The 21,165-nt window shown below is 32.6% G+C and carries 19 protein-coding genes and 1 tRNA gene; 2 read left to right on the top strand and 18 right to left on the bottom strand.

The window, feature by feature from the left end; translation table 11 throughout:
- Nucleotides 1-2: 2 nt before the first annotated feature.
- The 18 genes from BLQ93_RS03375 to BLQ93_RS03290 form a co-directional block, all read right to left on the bottom strand.
- Nucleotides 3-1,805 (bottom strand): carbon starvation CstA family protein, encoded by a 1,803-nt coding sequence (locus BLQ93_RS03375; RefSeq protein WP_025391551.1) that lies wholly within the window; start codon nt 1,803-1,805, stop codon nt 3-5.
- Between the two features lie 164 nt (nt 1,806-1,969).
- The gene (locus tag BLQ93_RS03370; protein ID WP_025391550.1) at nt 1,970-2,509 is read right to left on the bottom strand and encodes a hypothetical protein; all 540 of its coding nucleotides are present in this window, start codon (nt 2,507-2,509) and stop codon (nt 1,970-1,972) included.
- Complete coding sequence (locus BLQ93_RS03365) at nt 2,493-3,125, bottom strand: TIGR00296 family protein (RefSeq protein ID WP_092128141.1); 633 nt, start codon at nt 3,123-3,125, stop codon at nt 2,493-2,495. Before BLQ93_RS03365 ends, BLQ93_RS03370 begins: the two co-directional genes overlap by 17 nt.
- Complete coding sequence (gene ileS, locus BLQ93_RS03360; RefSeq protein WP_092128139.1) at nt 3,103-5,871, bottom strand: isoleucine--tRNA ligase; 2,769 nt, start codon at nt 5,869-5,871, stop codon at nt 3,103-3,105. The genes BLQ93_RS03365 and ileS overlap by 23 nt, the downstream gene beginning before the upstream one ends.
- Entirely contained in the window at nt 5,861-8,158 is a 2,298-nt protein-coding gene (gene pheT / locus BLQ93_RS03355) for a phenylalanine--tRNA ligase subunit beta (RefSeq protein ID WP_092128137.1), read from the bottom strand. Before pheT ends, ileS begins: the two co-directional genes overlap by 11 nt.
- Nucleotides 8,155-9,177: a phenylalanine--tRNA ligase subunit alpha gene (gene pheS / locus BLQ93_RS03350; protein WP_173801004.1), complete on the bottom strand. Its 1,023-nt coding sequence runs from the start codon at nt 9,175-9,177 to the stop codon at nt 8,155-8,157. The genes pheT and pheS overlap by 4 nt, the downstream gene beginning before the upstream one ends.
- Before the next feature lie 25 nt (nt 9,178-9,202).
- Nucleotides 9,203-9,547 carry a 50S ribosomal protein L20 gene (gene rplT, locus BLQ93_RS03345; protein ID WP_025391545.1) on the bottom strand — a complete coding sequence of 115 codons (345 nt, stop codon included), beginning with the start codon at nt 9,545-9,547 and terminating at the stop codon, nt 9,203-9,205.
- Nucleotides 9,544-9,741: a 50S ribosomal protein L35 gene (gene rpmI, locus BLQ93_RS03340; protein ID WP_025391544.1), complete on the bottom strand. Its 198-nt coding sequence runs from the start codon at nt 9,739-9,741 to the stop codon at nt 9,544-9,546. The genes rplT and rpmI overlap by 4 nt, the downstream gene beginning before the upstream one ends.
- A 15-nt stretch (nt 9,742-9,756) precedes the next feature.
- Entirely contained in the window at nt 9,757-10,248 is a 492-nt protein-coding gene (infC, locus tag BLQ93_RS03335) for a translation initiation factor IF-3 (RefSeq protein ID WP_272979645.1), read from the bottom strand.
- A 23-nt stretch (nt 10,249-10,271) separates the two neighbouring features.
- On the bottom strand, nt 10,272-12,134 hold the full coding sequence (thrS, locus tag BLQ93_RS03330) for a threonine--tRNA ligase (RefSeq protein ID WP_092128131.1): 1,863 nt from the start codon (nt 12,132-12,134) through the stop codon (nt 10,272-10,274).
- A gap of 13 nt (nt 12,135-12,147) precedes the next feature.
- A tRNA-Val gene (locus tag BLQ93_RS03325) sits at nt 12,148-12,222 on the bottom strand.
- 36 nt (nt 12,223-12,258) lie between these two features.
- Entirely contained in the window at nt 12,259-13,620 is a 1,362-nt protein-coding gene (locus BLQ93_RS03320) for a TrpB-like pyridoxal phosphate-dependent enzyme (protein WP_092128129.1), read from the bottom strand.
- Between the two features lie 73 nt (nt 13,621-13,693).
- A complete protein-coding gene (locus tag BLQ93_RS03315; RefSeq protein WP_025391541.1) occupies nt 13,694-14,005 on the bottom strand; it encodes a winged helix-turn-helix domain-containing protein in 312 nt (103 codons plus the stop codon).
- 9 nt (nt 14,006-14,014) lie between these two features.
- Nucleotides 14,015-14,728 carry an ABC transporter ATP-binding protein gene (locus BLQ93_RS03310; protein WP_025391540.1) on the bottom strand — a complete coding sequence of 238 codons (714 nt, stop codon included), beginning with the start codon at nt 14,726-14,728 and terminating at the stop codon, nt 14,015-14,017.
- On the bottom strand, nt 14,725-15,480 hold the full coding sequence (locus tag BLQ93_RS03305; RefSeq protein ID WP_025391539.1) for an ABC transporter ATP-binding protein: 756 nt from the start codon (nt 15,478-15,480) through the stop codon (nt 14,725-14,727). The genes BLQ93_RS03310 and BLQ93_RS03305 overlap by 4 nt, the downstream gene beginning before the upstream one ends.
- 2 nt (nt 15,481-15,482) lie before the next feature.
- Nucleotides 15,483-16,427: a branched-chain amino acid ABC transporter permease gene (locus BLQ93_RS03300; RefSeq protein ID WP_025391538.1), complete on the bottom strand. Its 945-nt coding sequence runs from the start codon at nt 16,425-16,427 to the stop codon at nt 15,483-15,485.
- Nucleotides 16,427-17,329: a branched-chain amino acid ABC transporter permease gene (locus BLQ93_RS03295; protein WP_092128127.1), complete on the bottom strand. Its 903-nt coding sequence runs from the start codon at nt 17,327-17,329 to the stop codon at nt 16,427-16,429. Before BLQ93_RS03295 ends, BLQ93_RS03300 begins: the two co-directional genes overlap by 1 nt.
- A gap of 2 nt (nt 17,330-17,331) precedes the next feature.
- Nucleotides 17,332-18,465 (bottom strand): branched-chain amino acid ABC transporter substrate-binding protein, encoded by a 1,134-nt coding sequence (locus tag BLQ93_RS03290; protein WP_025391536.1) that lies wholly within the window; start codon nt 18,463-18,465, stop codon nt 17,332-17,334.
- A 171-nt stretch (nt 18,466-18,636) separates the two neighbouring features.
- Between BLQ93_RS03290 and pruA the strand changes: the two genes are divergently transcribed.
- Together pruA and BLQ93_RS03280 are read left to right on the top strand one after the other, a co-directional pair.
- Nucleotides 18,637-20,268, top strand: coding sequence for an L-glutamate gamma-semialdehyde dehydrogenase (gene pruA / locus BLQ93_RS03285; protein ID WP_092128125.1), 1,632 nt, complete (start codon nt 18,637-18,639; stop codon nt 20,266-20,268).
- A 4-nt stretch (nt 20,269-20,272) separates the two neighbouring features.
- Complete coding sequence (locus tag BLQ93_RS03280; protein WP_092128123.1) at nt 20,273-21,163, top strand: proline dehydrogenase family protein; 891 nt, start codon at nt 20,273-20,275, stop codon at nt 21,161-21,163.
- The last annotated feature ends 2 nt before the right edge of the window (nt 21,164-21,165 follow it).

Raw genomic sequence — 21,165 nt, 5'->3', positions numbered from 1 at the left:
AATTAAGTTTTTTCTATTTCTACATCAGCTGCAAATGGCTGATAAGATTCCTTTTTAATTAGCCAATTATACCATTTAATAAATGAATCTACAATTATGCCGATTGCTGTTAGCATAATCATAATTGTCAATACAACAAGTAAAATTTTTCCCTTTGGCAAAAAATTGCCTACGATATTCAAATAAGAAGCGTATAATGTAGTCACAGATACAAAAGCAAATGGTATAAATGTAATCCATGCATATTGGGCTCTGCCTAACTTTATAATAACAGTCGTGCCAATAGCCAATGCAAGAGAAGCAAGTAATTGATTGGATGTTCCAAAAAGTGGCCATATAGTAGATATATCACCACCATAAACTAAATATCCCCAGGTAAATGATATTAATGCGCTCGTTATAATTATTCCTGGCCACCAGTTCTTATCTTTAAATGGCGCATATATACCGCCAAATGCTTCTTGTAATAAATACCTTCCAACACGTGTTCCTGCATCAACTGTTGTTAATATAAACATCGCTTCAAACAAAATTATAAAATGATACATATAGGACATCAAGCTATCAAGCCAAGGTATTTTTGAAAATATAAATGCCATACCTACAGCAAGCGAAACCGCGCCTCCTGGTCTGCCTGCTACATTTTCACCTACCATTGCAGACAAGTTTGCTAAATCAACTGGATGCATGCCAAGTTTTGCAAAAACAGCAGGTGGTACATTAATAGCAAAGTAATCCGCAGGAATAAGGCTTGTTGCTGCAATTAGAGCCATGATTGCAACAAAACCTTCTGCAAGCATTGCACCATATCCAATTGGCAATATGTCTTTTTCGTTTTCTATCATTTTTGGCGTTGTACCAGATGACACAAGGGCATGAAACCCAGATAATGCCCCACATGCAATTGTTATAAACACAAACGGCCAAACCTTACCAGGAACAATTGGTCCACCACCATGAATAAACTGTGTCAAAGCTGGCATTTTTAAAGTTGGGTTTACGATAATTACACCAATAGCCAATAAAAGCATAACCCCAAGCTTCATATAAGTACTCAAATAATCCCTTGGGACAAGCAATATCCAAACAGGCAATACAGCTGCAATAAAGCCATATGTTGCAATAATAACAGTCATCTGTTTTTTACTAAACGTTAGCGCACTTGCAAAACTGCTGTGTTGAATGAAAGGGCCAACCACAACGCTGATAATCAACAATGCTACACCTATAATCGTAGCTTCCATAACCTTACCAGGTCTAAACCATTTCATATAAGCACCCATTAATATTGCAATAGGAATTGTCGCTCCTACTGTAAAAGTACCCCACGGACTCTTAAATAAAGCATTAACCACTACTAAAGCAAGTCCGGCCAAAGCTGTAATAATGATAAATATAACTGCAATTGCTGTTAAAATACCACTAAATGTACCGATTTCTTTTTTTGCAATTTCAATTAGAGATAAACCATTATGCCTAACTGACGCAAATAAAATAACCATATCATGTACTGCGCCAGCCAAAACTGCACCTATCAAAATCCATAAAGCACCAGGCAAATACCCAAATTGAGCTGCAAGCACAGGACCTACAAGTGGACCTGCTCCAGCTATAGCTGCAAACTGATGCCCAAACAATACCCACCTGTTTGTGGGGACATAATCATAGCCGTTTTCTAGCCTATACGCTGGTGTCTTACGGTGTGGATCTGTTATTAATACCTTTGAAGCAATAAATGCACCGTAAAATCGATAAGCCAATGCGTATAATGCCACAGCTGCCACAACCAAAGCAATAGCACTCATACAAACCCCCTTTTTAAATTTACTAAATTATAAATTAAAATATCTATTACGTTTTTACAATATTTTTGCCACAAAAAGAAGATTTTTGAAGATAAAAAGAAATTGTGTAGGATTAAAAAGAAAAAAGCAACCCATGTATGTACATATTGGGTTGCTAATAAAAATTAAGCAAGTTCTTCAAATGTTTTGTAGATATTATCAAATGCAGCAGAAAGCCATTCTTTAGCATCGTCTATATACGATAAAACAACATCAGTATTATTTTGATTATCACTAAAATAGCTTTTTGATACTAAATATGCAATTGTTGCAAGTAAAGCAGAATTAACAAACTTAAATTTTTTAAATAATAATTTTTGCAAAATAGATGCACCAAGCAAAGTAGCACCTGCAATATAGATAGATTTTGAATTTGTATCTTCTTGTTGAATTAAATCAATTGGCGCTACATAAAGACCATACTCTGTCAGGCTTTGTGCTCTTTCTAATATTGTTTTTTTCTTGTATTCGTCGATCTGCTTTGAATCAATTAAAGATTTTAACTCCAAAAACATTAGATTTAAATTATTTTTGCCCCACTGATTAATTTCATTTCTAATTTCTTCTAGTAATTGACTTGTTAATGGTTGTTGTTTTACTTTTGCTTTTAAAGATACTATAAAATCATCAAGTTTATTTTTATATACGTCAAATATTTCTTTCATTTAAAATTTCCTCCTTGATCTCTGAGTTAGGTGAAACCTCTTTAAAAATTTGACTTTCAAATCTGTAAAACTTACAATTTCTGTCATTCATACAATCATCATACATTGAAGCTTTTCTGCACACCTCCTTTAAAAATGTTTTTTTATCAAAACCCCACTGAGTAGCAACCTGAGGCAGCAGTAATCCGCTTTTACCATACAAATCGCACACCACAAGCAAACCATCCCTACCAATCTCAATTTGCTCCTCATAGGGCTTATTTTGGTCAAGTGGTATCATGGGCGAAAGTATTGTAACCTCAAAAATTATATCATCCAACTCCTCTTTTTTCACACACTCAAACCTTGGATCTTCGCACGCAGCTTTTATACTTGCTGAAATACACAACTTAATCAACGAGTTAAACGCATAAGGATACCCAATACAACCTCTTAAGTTTTCATTAGGAAATGTTGATAGAGTAACAAATACACCCATGTTTTTATCAAGTTTTGGAGGATAATTTTGTGGGAGAGGTGGGTATTTATTGGAACTTAAAAAGTACTCAACCGATTGCCTTGCCAATTTAACTAAAAACTTGCCTTCCTCTAAGCTAAAATTTAAGACGCTGTTCATTTATTACCTCTTGACAACGTTTACATAGATGATTCTCGTTTTTTGAAACACTTTCATCAAACTTCCAACACCTATCACACTTTTCACCAATTGCTTTTGTTACCTTTACGATTAAACCCAAAGTTTCATCTGTATAATCTACAAGTGCATTATCAACGCTTTTACAAAAAACATGAGATACTATAAAAATATCGGCTAAATTTATTCTTTCATCAAACAAAATACTATTTACTAAAGAATTATTTGAATTTAAATATACATCTGCTTCTAGTGAATTTCCTATATATTTTTGTTCTCTTGCTAATTCTAGAGCTTTTAGTACAGAAAGTCGTATTTTGCTAATTAAACTCCATTTTTCTCTTAAAGGTTCATTTTTATATTTGTCAATTGTAGGCACAAAATATTCCATATGAACACTTTCTTTTTCAGGTTTATTTAGTTGATAGGCTTCTTCGGCTGTAAAGGACAATATAGGTGCTAAAAACTTTATCAGTACATCTAACACTTCTTTCATTGCTGTTTGAGCAGATAATCTTTTTTTAGAATTTAAACTATCGCAATACAATGTATCTTTTAAAATATCCAAATAAAAAGAGCTCAATGTATTAATACAAAAATTTGTAACATTTTGGTAAATCAAATGGAATTCGTAGTTTTCATATGCTTTAAATAATTTTTCTTTTAAATTTTCTAGTTCAGCCAATATCCATTTATCAATTTCTTCTAAATCTTCGTATTTTAAACTGCGCTCTTTATAAAAATCACTTAGGTTTCCCAATAAAAATCTAATTGTATTGCGGATTTTCCTATAACCTTCAATTAAGCGAGTCATTATTTCATTTGAAAGTTTTATATCTTCACGATAATCAGTAGCACAAGCCCAGAGTCTCAAAATATCAGCACCATATTTTTCAATTATGCTTTGAGGTGCAATTACATTGCCCAGCGATTTACTCATTTTTCGCCCTTTCGCATCTACTACAAAACCATGTGTCAAAACACTTTTATATGGAGCTTTGCCAAGTGTGCCTACAGATTCTAAAAGAGATGAATGAAACCAGCCTCTGTGCTGATCTGAACCTTCCAGATACATATCGGCAGGCCATTTTATTTTATTGTAAAGCACTGCTTTGTGAGAAACACCAGAGTCAAACCATACATCAAGTATATCTTCAACTTTCTCAAAATCTTGGCTGCCACACTCACATTTATAATCTTTTGGCAAAAAATATACATTATCTTTTTCAAACCATACATCTGCGCCAAATTGTTCAATACTTTTTGCTGTAAAATCTAGTATTTCTTTATCTTTAACTATTCTGCCACATTTTTTACATCTAAATAAAGCAATAGGCACACCCCAGGCACGTTGCCTTGAAATGCACCAATCTGGCCTGTTTTCTACCATCGCATAAATCCTATTTTGGCCAGATTTTGGTATCCATTGAACTTTTTTTATTTCTTCCAAAGCTTTTGATCTTAAATCATTTTTTTCCAGTGATATAAACCATTGTTTTGTGGCTTTAAATATTACGGGTTTTTTACATCGCCAACAATGCGGGTAAGAGTGAACAATTTCTTCTTCTTTTAGCAGCATACCGTTTTTCTTTAGTAATTCTATAATTTTTTCATTGGCTTTAAATACGTGTTCGCCAGCAAAATATTGAACATCTTGTGTAAACCTACCATCTTCATCAACAGGTGAGTAAATACTTAAATTATATTTAAGACCTACTTCATAATCTTCTTCACCATGACCTGGAGCTGTATGAACTAAACCTGTACCCACCTCTAAATTTACATACTCAGATAGAATCATTTTTGATATTCTATCATAAAATGGATGTGCAAGCTCATACCCTTCTAAATCTTTGCCTTTTGTTTCTTTTATAATCTGTGCATCTTTTATTTCAAATTTTTCCATTAATTTATCGCATAATTCTTTGGCAACAAGCAATACTTCCCTTTCTTTTACTTGTACAAATACATAATCAATATCTGGACCAACAGCCACGGCTAAGTTTGCTGGCAAAGTCCAGGGAGTAGTTGTCCAAATAACTGCACTTACTGCTTTGCCCAAAAACTTTTTATCTTCTGATCCTAAATCGCTTATAAAATCAAATTTAACATATATAGAAATAGATTTATCTTCTTCATATTCAATTTCTGCTAAAGCAAGTGAGGTTTTGCAAGACATACACCAATGAACTGGTTTTTTGCTTTCATACACGTAACCATTATTTAGAAACTCTAAAAATTCCTTATAAATTGTAGCTTCATAATCATAACTCATTGTTAAATAAGGTTTATCCCACTGACCCAATACACCGAGTCTTTTAAATTCCTGCTTTTGAATATCTATAAATTTTGTCGCATAATCTCTGCAAGCTTTTCTTGTTTTTGCTTTATCCATCACGCCATATTCTTTTTCTACATTATGTTCTATTGGTAAACCATGACAATCCCAGCCAGGTACATATGGTGAACTGTAACCCATCATAGTTTTGCTTTTTATAACCATATCTTTAAGTATTTTATTTAATGCAGTACCCATATGTATATGCCCATTTGCATAAGGCGGTCCATCATGTAAAACAAACATATTACTATTTTTTCTTGATTCCAAAATTTTATTATATATATCTTTATCTTCCCAAAATTTTAAAATTTCTAATTCTTTAATAGGCAAATTTGCTTTCATTGGAAAAGCAGTTTCTGGCAAATTCAGCGTATTTTTATAGTCCATTTTCTTTCCCCCTAATAGCAGCTTTAAATTTATCTTTTAAACTTAAAAATATCTCATTGATAAGTTTTTCTATATCTTCATCTGAAAGTGTTTTCTCCTGGGAATATAACTCTATTCTAAAATTTAGACTCTTTTTGTTTGCCATATCGTACACATCAATAAGATTTACTTTATAAACAAATTCAAAATTACTGATAGTACTTTTTATTTCATCTACACGTTCACTTTTATCAACCACAATATTTAAATCTCTAACAACTATCGGGAATTTTGGTAAAGACTTATAATGAAAACTCTTAAATCTATCAAAACTATCAATTAAGATCTCTCCATATAAAACACCTGATTTTAAAAACTTAATCTCAAAAATATCATAAACATTTGGGTGAATTTCTCCAAAAAAACCAATATAATTTCCATTGTTATAGACAGCTAAAGTTTTTTTGGGATGCATAAATGCAAGCTCTTGATTTTTAAATTCTATATTACACTCAAATAAACCAAATATTGCCTCAAATAATCCTTTTATATCATAAAAGTCAAATAAATTTTTTTGCGTATACCAATTTATTGGTTTAAATCCATGCAATATTATGCCAAGTGCATTACTTTCATTTTCCAAATCAAAAATTTTACCAATTTCAAATAAAGCAACGGATTTTATATTGTGATTTAAATTAAAAACTAAATTTTCCATTAAGCCTAAAAATAGCGTATTTCTCATGCAGTTTTGTTCTTGTGTTAGTGGGTTTTTTAAATACAATAGATTACTTGAATTGGTAAGTTTTGATAGTAAATGACCATCAATAAATGAATAATTTATAGCTTCAAATAAACCATTTGATTTTAACAATAGCCTAATTGAGTCTTTTTTATCTTTAACAGGCTCACAGTTTATACTCATACAAGGCTTTGTAGAAGGCAGTTTATCGTAGCCATCAATTCTAGCTATCTCTTCTGCAATATCTTCCATATTTTCGATATCAATACGATAAGTGGGGACAATAGCAACCAAATTCGAAGGTGTTTCTTTAATTTCAAAACCTATTTGATAAAACTTTTTCTTTTCATATTTTGAACCTAAAAAATTATTTATTTCATCAACAGTAAATGTTACTTCTATGGGTGCTTTTTTGGTAATATTTTTTGTGATGCCGACTACTTCAGCATTAGCATATTGCTTTAATAAATCTATAGCAAAATACGTTGCATATTCATTTAAATTTGGATCAATGCCTCGTTCAAACCTATAAGAGCTCTCAGAAGATAACTTTAGTTTTTTTGATGTTTTTCTTATGCGTTCTGGAACAAAATAAGCACATTCAAGAATTATGTTAGTTGTATTTTCATCTATTTGACTATCCCTGCCACCCATTATACCAGCTATTGCAATAGCTTTTTTATCATCAGATATGACAAGATCATCTTCAAGTTCATACTCCACATCATTTAAAGCTACAATGCGCTCTTTTTTAAAAGCATTTCTAACAATAATCTTATTTCCAATTTTATCTTTATCAAAAGCATGCATCGGCTGACCTAAAGCCAACATGCAATAATTTGTAATGTCAACTACATTATTTATGGGCCTTACACCACACTTTATAAGCTTTTGTCTTATATCAAAACATGAAGATGTTATGTTAACTTTCAAATTACTTGCAATGTAACTTGGACAATCTTTATCCAAAATCACACTAAATTTATTATCTTCTTTAATTATCTGGCATTCTTTTAATTTTATTGGTTTATTGTAATAAATGGATACTTCTCTTGCTATACCCAAAATACTTAAGCAATCAGCCCTATTTGGCGTAATACTTATGTCAAAAATAAAATCGTTAAATACTTCCAAGTCTTTAAGTTTTGTGCCAACCTCAAATGAACTATCAAGGACAAATACATTGTTTGAAGTTTCTTCTAAACCAAGCTCACTTGCTGATAGCAAAAAGCCTTCAGAAATGTATTTCCCAAATTTCTTTTCTTTTACTATACCATTAAAATTAGTACCTGCTTGTGCAACGCCAACTTTATCACCGATATCTAAATGATAATCACTTGTTACAATAGAAAGTTGTTTTTTTCCAATATCAACAACTAAAAGGTAAAGATTGTTTGGCAAAGGTTGCCTGGATAAAATTTTTCCTACAATACTATCAAAACATGCATCTTGTGTATTAATGATAGATTCTACTTCTAAACCAGATAACGTAAATTTTTCTGCTAATTCAAAAGAACTAACAGGTATATCTACAAATTCTTTTAACCAATTATACGATACTTTCATACTAAACCTTTTGGATAAAATGAATTACTAAATTGTTCCAAAAACCTTAAATCATTTTCAAACATCAGCCTTATGTTATCAATTCCATACTTTAACATTGCAAATCTTTCAACACCAAGGCCAAATGCAAAGCCTCTAAAACCCTCGTACCCTACATTTTTTAATACATTTCTATGAACCATGCCGCAACCTAGTACTTCTAAATAGCCAGTATTTGTACACACCCTGCAACCTTTACCACCACAAATAACACAGCCAATATCAACTTCAGCTGAGGGTTCTGTAAATGGGAAATAGCTTGGCCTGAATCTCACTTTAGTTTTACCAAAAAATTCATTTAAAAAAGCCTCCAGTACACCTTTTAAGTCGGAAAATCTTATATTTTTATCTACAGCTAAACCTTCAATCTGATGAAACATTGGTGAGTGTGTTAAATCCGAATCACGCCTGTAAACTCTACCTGGAGCTATAAACATCAATGGTGGCTTTTTTTTAAGCATTGTTCTAACCTGGACACCACTTGTTTGTGTGCGCAAAAGTCTATTTTCATCAATGTAAAAGGTATCCTGCATATCACGTGCAGGATGGTTTTTTGGTATATTTAACAACTCAAAATTATATAAATCAAGTTCAACTTCTGGTCCATCTTCTACGCCAAAACCCATTGATAAGAAAATATCAGATATTTCTTTTATCACAAGGTTAACTGGGTGAATACTACCAATATTTGGACTTTTACCATCCAAAAACAAATCAATTTCTTGAATTAATTCTTGTTGTTTTTTTGCATTTTTTATATCTTGAAGTTTACTTTCAATTTTTCGCGTAACAATTTCTTTTAATTCATTTAAAACTCTGCCCTCTTTTATTCTATCTTCTTGTGATAAACTAACCAATTGTTTAAATAAATTGGTTATAAGACCGTTTTTACCTAAAAAAAAGCTTCTTATTTGCTTTATATCTTCTTGTGTCTTGGCTTTCTCAAGTTTTTCATCAAGCTGATTTAATACATCATGCAAATTTGCCTCCTGCAATTAAATAACTTTATGTTCTAACTTTATCCAAAAGCGCTTTAAAGTTCTCAGGATTATTAATAGCAAGCTCACTTAGCATTTTTCTGTTTAGCAATATATTTTTTTGCTTTAAAAGATTTATAAATTGGCTGTAAGTTAAACCATTTTCACGCACTGCTGCATTAATTCTTGCAATCCATAGTCTTCTGAATTGTCTTTTGCGTTCTTTCCTTCCTACATAAGCATTAGCTAAAGCTCTTCTTACTGATTCTTCAGCATTTTTAAATGTAGAATGTCTTCTTTGATAGAAACCTTTTGCTAATTTTAAAATTTTCTTATGTCTTCTTCTTCTTACAATACCAGTTTTTACCCTCAATTTAAACCTCCAAGCATCTTTTTGAGATTGTTAGCAATTGTGCCTTTCAAAATTCGAGCCTGTCCTAGTCTCCTTTTTCTTTTTGAAGATTTGTGCGCAAGTAAATGACTTTTATTGGCTCTTCTTGTTTTTAAAAATCCATTAGCTGTTACTTTAACTCTTTTTGCTGCAGATTTTTTAGTTTTAAACTTCATTAAAATATCCTCCAATTATTTTTTTGGTATAAAAGATACAGTTAACCTTCTTCCTTCGAATGTTTCTTTACCTTCCGGGACTGCATAATTTTCTAAATCATTTTTAATCCTATCAGATAAAACAAAAAACAAATTTTTCTTTTCAATTTCCCTGCCTTTAAAAAATATACTAAATTTTACCTTATCACCATTTTTTAAAAATTCAATTGCATTGTTAAGTTTTACTTTGTAATCATTTTCTGCAATATTGAGCCTCATTTTCAGCTCTTTAACTTTCATTATTTTTTGTTTTTTCTTGCTTTTTTCTTCTTTTTTTTGCTTATCATACTTGAATTTTCCATAATCCATTATTTTGCAAACTATTGGATCCGCATTTGGCGCAATTGCAACCAAATCCAAATCAGCAGCGTGAGCTTTTTCCAAAGCTTCTTTAAGGCTTACTATACCAAGTTGTTTGCCGTCTTGATCAATTAGCCTTACTTTGTCAGCTCTAATCTGGTCATTAATTGGTGGCAGGTCACTTTTGGAAACTATAAAACACCCCCTGATTCATTCTTAATCTTTGTAATAAATTCATCAATACTAAATAGACCCAAATCTCCTTCTTTTCTTTTTCTAACCGAAACCCCATTTTTTTCACTTTCTTTTTGGCCTACAACAAGTATATATGGTATTTTTTCTAGCTCAGCGTAACGGATTTTCTTGCTTATGGTTTCGTTTCTTTTTTCTATATCAACTCTAATTTCGGCTTTTTTTAGTTGCTCATACACATCATTTGCATAATTGTCAAATTTTTCAGAAACAGGAATTACTCTTGCCTGAATAGGTGCCAACCACAAAGGAAAATCACCTGCATAATTTTCTATCAACACAGCAATAAAACGCTCTATCGAGCCAAGTATGACCCTATGTACCATAACAGGTCTTTTTGGTAAACCATCTTTATCGATGTATTCTAAATTAAACCTCTCTGGTAATGTAAAATCACACTGAATGGTAGCGCACTGCCATTTTCTGCCAATTGCATCTTTTAGTTTAACATCAATTTTAGGTCCATAAAAAGCGCCATCGCCTTCGTTTATCTGATATGGCCTTTTTGTATTTTCTAAAGCATTAATTAGCGCATTTGTTGCATTTTCCCAATCTTCATCAGTGCCAATTGATTTTTCAGGCCTCGTTGATATTTCCATCTCGTAATCAAATTTAAATATGTCCATGGCATATTTTACAAAATCCAAAACACCTATAATTTCGTCATTTAGTTGTTCTTTTGTACAAAAAATATGCGCATCATCTTGCGTAAATTCTCTAACCCTAAGAAGACCATGCAACACGCCACTTTTTTCATGTCTGTGAACCACCCCAAGCTCAAAAAATCTTTTTGGCAATTCTCTGTAGGACCTTAAACGAGATTTGTAAACCTGGATATGGCCAAGACAGTTCATAGGCTTTATACCAAAAGAAACATTTTCAATTTCTGTAAAATACATATTTTCTCTGTAATTATCATAATGACCGCTAACTTTCCATAATTGAGTTTTTAGTAATTCTGGACCTCTAACAAATTCATATCCTCTTTTTAAGTGCTCTTTTTTCTCAAATGTTTCAATAATCTCTCTAAGCATTGCACCTTTTGGGTGCCAAATAACAAAACCAGCTCCTACGTCATCATTTATACTAAATAAATCAAGTTCTTTCCCTAACTTTCTGTGGTCTCTCTTTTTAACTTCTTCTAAAAAATTTAAATAATTGTCCAGATCTTCTTTTGTTGCAAATGCTGTACCGTATATACGCTGCATACTTGGACGAGTTTCGTCACCCCTAAAATAAGCGCTTGCAACGCTTAAAAGTTTAAAATGCTTTAAATAATTAGTTGATGGTATATGTGGCCCCCTGCAAAAATCAACGAAATCACCTTGCTGATACAAGCTTACCTGTTCATCTGGTATACTTTCTATAATCTCTACTTTGTACTCATCGCCTTTTTCTTTAAAAAGTCTTAAAGCTTCTTTTTTTGATACATTTGTGCGAACAAATGGATAATTAGCTGCTGTAATTTTTTTCATCTGCACTTCAATAGCTTTTAAATCATCTTGTGTTAGAGGCCTACCAATATCAACATCATAATAAAATCCATTTTCTATTGCAGGACCTATAGCAAACTTTGCATTTTTAAATAGTGTTTGAATAGCTTGAGCCATAATATGAGCTGCAGAATGCCGAAGAATTTCCAAACCTTCTTTTGAATCTATATCTATAAATTCCACATCGCTTTCTTTATCTAAAGTAAAATTTAAATCAACAATTTTGGCATCAACTTTTGCTGCTATAACATTTTTTAACTTATGCGCTTTAACATAATCAAACAAATTTACACCTTTTCCTATTCGCATTTTAACCTCTATATGGTGGGCGCAGGTGGTTTCGAACCACCGACCACTTGCGCGTCAAGCAAGTACTCTTCCCCTGAGCTATGCGCCCAATTGAGACTATTCATAGCATTTTATTTAAAAAATGTCAATTTACTTTTATCTGTGGCAAATCTTTTAACGCTTTTTCAATTAACTCATCTGAAAATTCAGCATCTTGCATACTTCCAGATAAGTAATTGTCATAGGCTGCCATATCAAAATGGCCATGACCGCTAAAACAGATTAAAATATTTTTTTGCTTTTGCTCTTCTTTGGCTATAATTGCTTCATTTATAGCAGCTTTTATTGCATGGGCTGTCTCTGGTGCTGGAATAATGCCTTCCGTTTTAGCAAAAAGTACTGCTGCTTCAAATACTTCCGTTTGTTTAAGTGTTGTAGCTTCAATTAGACCATCTTTGTAAAGCCTGCTAATAATAGGCGAGTCTCCATGATAACGAAGCCCACCAGCATGTATGGAAGGCGGCATAAAATTATGACCTAAAGTGTACATAAACAAAAGTGGTGTCATTTTTGCAGAATCTGCAAAATCGTAAGTATAAACACCTTTTGTAAGCGTAGGACAACTTTGTGGTTCTACTGCAACTACCCTAACTTGTTTACCATTAATTTTGTCTCTAATAAAAGGCAAAGCAATACCACCTAAATTGCTTCCACCGCCGCAGGGCGCAAGTATCACATCTGGATACTCACCAATGAGTTCAAATTGTCTTTTTGCTTCCAAACCAATAATAGTTTGATGAAGCAATACATGATTTAAAACGCTTCCAAGACTGTAATGCGTATTTGGGTTTTCAAGGGCTGCTTCAATTGCTTCACTTATGGCTATACCCAAAGACCCATTGTTATGTGGATCTTTTTCTAAAATTTTTCTACCTATATTCGTTGTGTTTGAAGGTGATGGATATATCGTAGCACCCCATACATTTATCATTGATTTTCTGTATGGTTTTTGCTCATAGCTAACCTTTACCATATAAACTTTTACATTTAAACCAAACATACTGCCAGCAAAAGCCAGTGCGCTTCCCCATTGGCCTGCTCCAGTTTCTGTAGTCAAAGACAATATACCTTCTTTCTTATTGTAATACGCCTGCGCTATAGCTGTATTTGGTTTATGAGAGCCAGCAGGAGAAACTGATTCGTTTTTGTAATAAATTTTAGCTGGTGTATTCAATGCTTTTTCTAAATTATAAGCTCTAACCAAAGGCGTTGGTCTATATATTGCATAAATTTCTCTAATTTCTTGAGGTATTTCTATCTCACTTTTGTTGCTTAATTCTTGTTCAATCAGCTCTTTTGCAAATAAACGCTCCAGATCCTGCGGATTTAAAGGTTGATTTGTGGCTGGATTCAAAGGCGGTTCTATTTTGTTTGGTAAATCTGGCAATACATTATACCAATATTTTGGCATATCCGATTCATTAAGCAAAATTTTTTTTACTTCCATTATCTACTCCTTAATAATTTTATAACAAATTTATAACACTATTGATAAAAAATTTCAACAATAAAAATATTGACTAACCAAAAAAATACCTTCTCGTAAACATTGAACTATTTAAAACATAGACATGTTTTTTTGGATCTACTTGCTTTATATAATTGAGTTCTTTCAATGTTTTTATGTGTTTGTATACAATTACTTTTGATAAACCCAAATCTTCTGCAATAATTTCTGGATCGCCTTTAATTTGCCAATTATCTGTAGGTATCTTTGAGGCTTCATTAAAAAACCACCATAATGTATTTAATGCTCCCCCTAATTCTTTTTCTTTTATATCTTTTAATATTTGAATAATGGTCGATTTTGGTATATCAATATAAATAGTCATAAATCACATTCACTTTCTACCCAGATACGCTTCTACAACTTTCTGGGAAGATAAGAGCTCTTCAGATGTGCCACTTAACACTATTTTCCCCACTTCCAATACATATCCTCTATTTGCAAATTTTAAAGCCGCTTTGGCATTTTGTTCTACCATAAGAATTGTAACACCACTGTTTCTAATTTGCTTTACAGTATCAAAAATAATCTTGGTTAAAGCAGGTGATAATCCAAGGCTTGGCTCATCTAAAAGTAAAAGCTTTGGCTTGCTCATTAAAGCCCTTCCAACTGCTAACATCTGTTGCTCACCACCTGAAAGTGTTCCTGCGAGTTGTTTTGATCTTTCTTTTAATCTTGGAAAAAGATTATAAATCCATTCAAGCGTGTTTTTGTCGATTTGTTTTTGCGTATATGCTCCAAGCATCAGATTTTCATATACTGTCAATGTACCAAATATCCTTCTGCCTTCTGGAGCATGTGATATACCTAAACGCACTATTTTATGGGGATGCAAGTGATCAATTCGTTTTCCTTCAAAAATTATTTCTCCTTTTTTTGGTTTTACCAGACCACTTATGGCTCTTAGCGTTGTGGTTTTGCCTGCACCGTTTGCGCCTACAAGTACAACTATTTCTCCGGATTTTACATTAAAAGTAATATCTTTTAGAGCTACAACAGAACCATAAGAAACTTCTAAGTCAGTTATTTGTAAAATTGTTTCCATTATTCACTTCCCAAATACGCTTCTATTACCTGTGGATTTGATTGAATTTCGCTTGGAATACCTTCAGCTATTTTTTCACCAAAATTCATCACTATTATATATTCTGCAAGACTCATCATCATATCCATATCATGTTCAATAAGAAGTATTGTAATACCCATAGCTTTAATCTGATATATTAAATCAACAAGTTCTTGCGTTTCTTTATTATTTAAACCTGCTGCTGGTTCATCTAAAATAAGCAACTTTGGTTCACTAGCAAGAGCTCGCGCTATTTCAACTTTTCTTTGTAATCCATAAGGCAAACTACTAACAATTGAAGTTGTATATTCACTCAATTTTAACAAATCAATATAATATTTTATTTTTAACCAATTTTCTTTTTCATCTTTAAAGTATTTTGGAGTCCTAATTAAACTATCAAACCAAGTTTGTCTACATTTAGTGTGTCTGCCTGCCATAATATTTTCTGCAACACTCATAGATGGAAACAGTCTAATAGTTTGAAATGTTCGTGCGATGCCTAACTTTGATATAACATGAGGTTTTAAACCCGTTATATTTTTTCCATCAAAGTAAATAGTGCCTTTTTCAGGTTTATATATACCCGTTATACAATTAAAAACTGTGGTTTTACCAGCTCCATTTGGTCCAATGAGACCCAAAATCTGATTGTTTCTTACTTCAAAACTTAAATTATTTATTGCAACTATACCACCAAATGTTTTAAAAACATTATTCAATTGTAAAAGCATACTTAACTCTCTTTGGTTAAATACTTTGGTAATTTTCCAAACTTTGCAGGCCAAATACCTTGAGGACGTAATATCATAGTTAAGATCATAGCAATGCCAAAAACAAAATATCTTGCTGTTGCAAACTCTCTAAAAAATTGAGGCACAACAAACATAACAAAAGTACCAAGAAGTATGCCAGGTATAGATGATGGGCCACCAACAATAACTATAGTAAAAAATAGAACAGATTGTGTAAAGTTAAATGTTTCAGGACTTACAGCAGCATATTGAACTGCAAAAATTACACCTGCTAAACTTGCGACACCAGCTCCCAAAGCAAATGCTAAAACTTTATAAAATCTTTTATTTACACCAAAACTTTCTGCTGCTATTTCGCTTTCTCTTAAATAATGAAACGCTCTTCCTAATTTACTTTTATCGATATTGTATATAATGAGCATTGTAATTAACAAAATAAACCATGCAAAGTAATAGATTGCCCTTTGACTTGAGATATTTATTCCAAATATCACTGGCGCTCCTATACCAAATATTCCATTTGGACCACCTGTTAAGCCAAATAAATTATTCTGCAATGCCTGGTAAAAAATAATATTAAAACCAATTGTTGCAACAAGTAAATAATCTCCTCTTAGATGAATTATTGGCCACGATATGATAATCCCAAACAAAGCGGATAATGCTATAGCAATGGGAATTGTATAAATTATAGGAATATTGTATACTGTATTTAAAATTGCTGCAGTATAAGCACCAATGCCAAAAAAAGTAGCATGACCCATATCAAACATGCCTGCTTTACCCAAAACAATATCCTGACTTAAAGCCACCACAGAGTAAAGTGCAAACGTTGTACCTATATCAACCCAAGATGGATCAACAAAATGTGGGTATATAACAGCAATTGTAAAAAACAAAATATACCAAACCAAGTTTTTTCTCATTAAACTTTCTCCGCTACTCTTTCACCTAAAATCCCGGTTGGCTTTATAATCAAAATTATAATTAAAAGTGCAAAAGTTAAAGCCTCAGACCATGTGTTTGAAACGTAGCCAGCGATAAGCACATTAAAAATCCCAAGCAACATACCACCAAGCATAGCACCGGGAATATTTCCAATGCCTCCAATAATTGCAGCAATAAAAGCATTAAGTCCATAAATCCAGCCCATTTGAAAATAGAGTTCTCGATAATAAATACCTATAAAAAGGCCGCCAATAGAGCCCAAAAAGGAACCTAGCGCAAATATTGCTATTATTATACCATTAACATTAATACCCATCAGTTTTGCAGCATCTTGATCTATCGCGCTTGCTCTAATAGCAGTGCCAATTTTTGTCCTATTAATAAAAATATACAAAGCAATCATTAAAATGATTGAAAGCAAAAGTATTGCTATTTGAGTGGAATTAATAACTACACCACTTATGTGCCACCTCGTGCTTGGAAATACATTTGATGGAAAAACCTTGATGTTTGGTCCCCAAATCAGCATAATACCGTTTTCTATTGCAAGCGATGCACCAAGCGCTGATACAACTGCACTCAGCCTTGGTGCTTTTCTTAGCGGTCTATAAGCTAATCTTTCTAATATTATGCCAAATAAAGATATAAACATAGCTGTTACAGTAAACATTAAGATAACTGCCCATAAATTAGACAAATGCATTCCAAAAGCTTGCATAAGAACAGTTAATCCCACATAGGCCGCAAGGGCCACAAGGTCACCATGTGCAAAGTTGATGAGCTTCATCACACCATACACCATAGTATAACCTATGGCCACAAGGGCATAAATACTTCCTATTGCCAAACCATTAACAATTTGCTGTAAAAAAATTTCCATACTTAGTCTTCTTTGTAAACAACTTTGTATTGATTGTTATTGTAAATTTCATAAGCCATAAACCTGCTACCAGCTCTTTCACCATCTTTTGTAAAAGTTATAGGACCGGTTATACCAGGAAAATTTTTCAAATTGTGCAAAAAGGCTGCTAGTTTTTTGGTATCTGTTGTTTTAGTTTTTTCGATTGCATACATTATGGCCCTTAAACCATCTGCATTAAATAGCGTCCAAATACTTGGTGGCATCATATGGTATTTTGCTTGGTAATCTCTCAAAAATTCTTTTGCTAAAGGATATGGCAAAATATCTGGCCTTGGAACATTAATCATATAAACGCCATTTGCAGACTTTCCTGCTAATTTAAAGAATTCTGGGTTATCATTTGAGTCTCCACCTACAAAAGCTGCTTTAATACCTAAAGCAACTTGTTGTGCCCTAATTAATCCACCATCTGTATAATAGCCGCTAAAATAAATCACGTCAGGGTTCATAGCTTTAATTTTAGTTAAAATTGGCGTAAAGTTTTGTGAACCAGCTTGAATTTTTCCTTTATATATTACATTGCCGCCAATTTTCTTAAGGGCCGCTACAGTAGCATCAGCTAAATCTGAAGAATAAGTAGAGTAATCAGATAAAACCACAATACGTTTAAAATGCATTTTTTTAACTAAAAAATCAGCTGTAAATGTTGCTTCTGCGCTATTTGGACAAGAGTTTCTAAAAAATGTCCAATAACCATGTTTTGTTAGAGAATCGGCTGTAGCATCGCTTGTTTGCAAAACACCTGCTCTTGCATAAATTGGTTCAGCTGACTCTGCTGGTGTTGAAGAATATGTACCAATTACTGCTATAACACCATCATTTACTAGTTTTCTTGCGCAAATTGCTCCTCCTACTGCCGTGCCTTCATCGTCACATGTAACAACCTCTAACTTTTTACCCAACAAACCACCTTTTGCATTTTGCTGTTCAACCAACATTTTTACTGCATTATCAATACCTTGGCCTTCATTTGCAAAAGGACCTGTAATTGGTGCTTGAACACCAATTTTAATTACACCTGCAGCATAAGAACTGCTAAAGCTTAAAACAAAGATGAGCGAAACTACTACCCATAATAGGTTTTTTAGTTTCATAAAAACCCCCTTGCATAAATAAATTTTTACATTTAAATATAGAACTAAATTTACTAAATATCACAAATTAATTTAATAGTCAAGTAGTTTTAAATTTTTTTTATAACTTACTTGACTTAATAAAATTAAGTGTATATAATTTAAAGTAAAGTAAGTTTTTGGAGGTTCAAAATGAAAAATTGTAAAGTTAAATTACCTCAAGCATTAAATGAACCGGTTTATAATTATGAGGTAGGATCAACTCACAGGCAATTATTAAAGGATGCTATAAAAAAAATAAAATCGGAGAGGGTTGAAATACCTTTAATTATTGGTGGCAAAGAGTACAAAACAGAAAAAAAAGTAGAAATTCGTTCCCCTCATGATCACAGTGAACTTCTTGGTTATTATTACAAAGCATCAAAAGACGAAATAGCCCTGGCTATAAATGAAAGCTTAAAGGCTGCAAAAATCTGGAGTAAGTACGATTTTTCAGAACGCGCTGCAATTTTTCTCAAAGCAGCAGAACTATTAAGTACTAAATATAGATACCTGATAAATGCAGTTACGATGATTTCTATAAGCAAAAATGCATTTCAAGCGGAAATTGATTCAGCTTGTGAGCTTATAGATTTCTTGCGTTTTAATGTTTACTACATGCAACAAATTTATGAAGACCAGCCTTACTCGCCAAAAGGGGTGTGGAATATTATGCAGTATAGACCACTTGAAGGTTTTATTTTCGCTGCACCTCCATTTAATTTTGTATCAATATCTGGCAATTTACCTACAGCACCAGTAATTATGGGTAATGTATCAATATTTAAACCTGCATCAAGTTCCGTATATGCCCCATATATTTTTATGCAAGTATTAAAAGAAGCAGGTTTACCTGATGGTGTAATAAACTTTTTACCTGCACAAGGCTCTGAAATAGGTGAATACATTTTTTCTAACCCATATTTTGCAGGTCTACATTTCACTGGTAGTGTGGAAACTTTTCATAATATGTGGTCAACAATTGCCAAAAATATCCCATTATATAAGTCATATCCTCGCATTGTTGGTGAAACGGGCGGCAAAGATTTCATATTTGCACATCAAAGTGCCGATAAAAAAGCTTTAATAACAGCTATAATAAGGGGCGCTTTTGAGTATCAAGGACAAAAATGCTCGGCGGTATCAAGAGTATACTTGCCAAAAAGTTTATACAATGAAATAAAAGATGATCTATTCCATGAAATAGACAAAATTAAAATTGGAAGTCCAGAAGATTTTAGAAATTTTATGAATGCTGTTGTTGATAAAGAAGCATTTAAAAAAATATCTTCATATATTGAGTATGCTAAAAACTCAAATGAAGCTAAAATTCTAAAAGGTGGAAAATGCGACGATACTCAAGGTTACTTCATAGAACCAACGGTTATTTTAACTGATAACCCACAATTTAAAACAATGACAGAAGAGATCTTTGGACCTGTTGTAACATTATATTTATACGATGATTCAAAATATGAAGATACACTCGAGCTATGCGACCAAACAAGCCCATACGGTTTAACAGGCGCTGTTTTTGCACAAGATCGAGCAGCCATTAATCTCGCCGTTGAAAAGTTAGAACAAGCAGCTGGAAACTTTTACATTAATGATAAGCCAACAGGAGCAGTGGTAGGCCAGCAACCATTTGGGGGCGCAAGGGCAAGTGGTACCAATGACAAAGCAGGTAGTCTATTAAACTTAATCAGGTGGACAAGCGCAAGAGCTATAAAAGAAAACTTTAATCCACCCCAAATGTTTGAATATCCTTTCATGATGGAGGAATAAAATAATGTCTTTATTTCACACAATTGTGTCAAATACAATTGATTACGTGCCATCAAACATCGTTTCTATATTTGCCAAAAAATATATTGCAGGTTCATACTTAGAAGATGCTTTGAATCTTACTAAAATATTTAACAGAAATGGCATCATGAGTACGATTGATGTTCTTGGTGAAGATGTAAAAAAAATTGAAGAAGCAGTTTTTTATAAAAATGAGTGTATAAGAGTACTTGAAGAAATTAAAGCTAACAATTTAAATGCCAATTTATCCCTAAAGCCCACACAGATGGGCTTTGCTTTAAGTAAAAGATTAGGTTTTGACCATATTAGAGAGATAGTAAAAAGGGCTTTTGAACTTGATAATTTTGTGCGGATAGATATGGAAAACTCCCCATACACAACAGACACTATTGAAATGTATAAACAACTTAGAAAAGAATTTGGTCAACACGTAGGGACAGTTTTACAAGCTTATTTAAAAAGAACAATAGATGATATTGAGTATTTATCCGATGATAAAATGAACATAAGACTTTGCAAAGGCATTTATGTTGAATCAGAAAAAATTGCCTACAAAAATCGAGAGATTATTGTAGAAAATTATAAGTATTGCTTAGAAGAATTGTTCAAGAAAAAAGCTTATGTGGGCATTGCTACACATGATGAAAAGCTTATATTTCACGCAATGAAATTTATTAAAGATTATAATCTAAAACCAGATGAATATGAGTTTCAAATGTTATTGGGAGTAGGCGAAAACTTAAAACAATTTATATTAGATAAAAAACATAGACTAAGAATTTATGTTCCATATGGTGAACAATGGCTAGCATATGCTAAACGCAGACTAAAAGAAAATCCGAATATAATTAAAACTGCTTTACATTTAGAGTAAAT

It is taken from the genome of Desulfurella multipotens (genome assembly GCF_900101285.1).
GTDB lineage: Bacteria > Campylobacterota_A > Desulfurellia > Desulfurellales > Desulfurellaceae > Desulfurella > Desulfurella acetivorans.
This window is presented reverse-complemented; position numbering and strand designations above follow the sequence as displayed.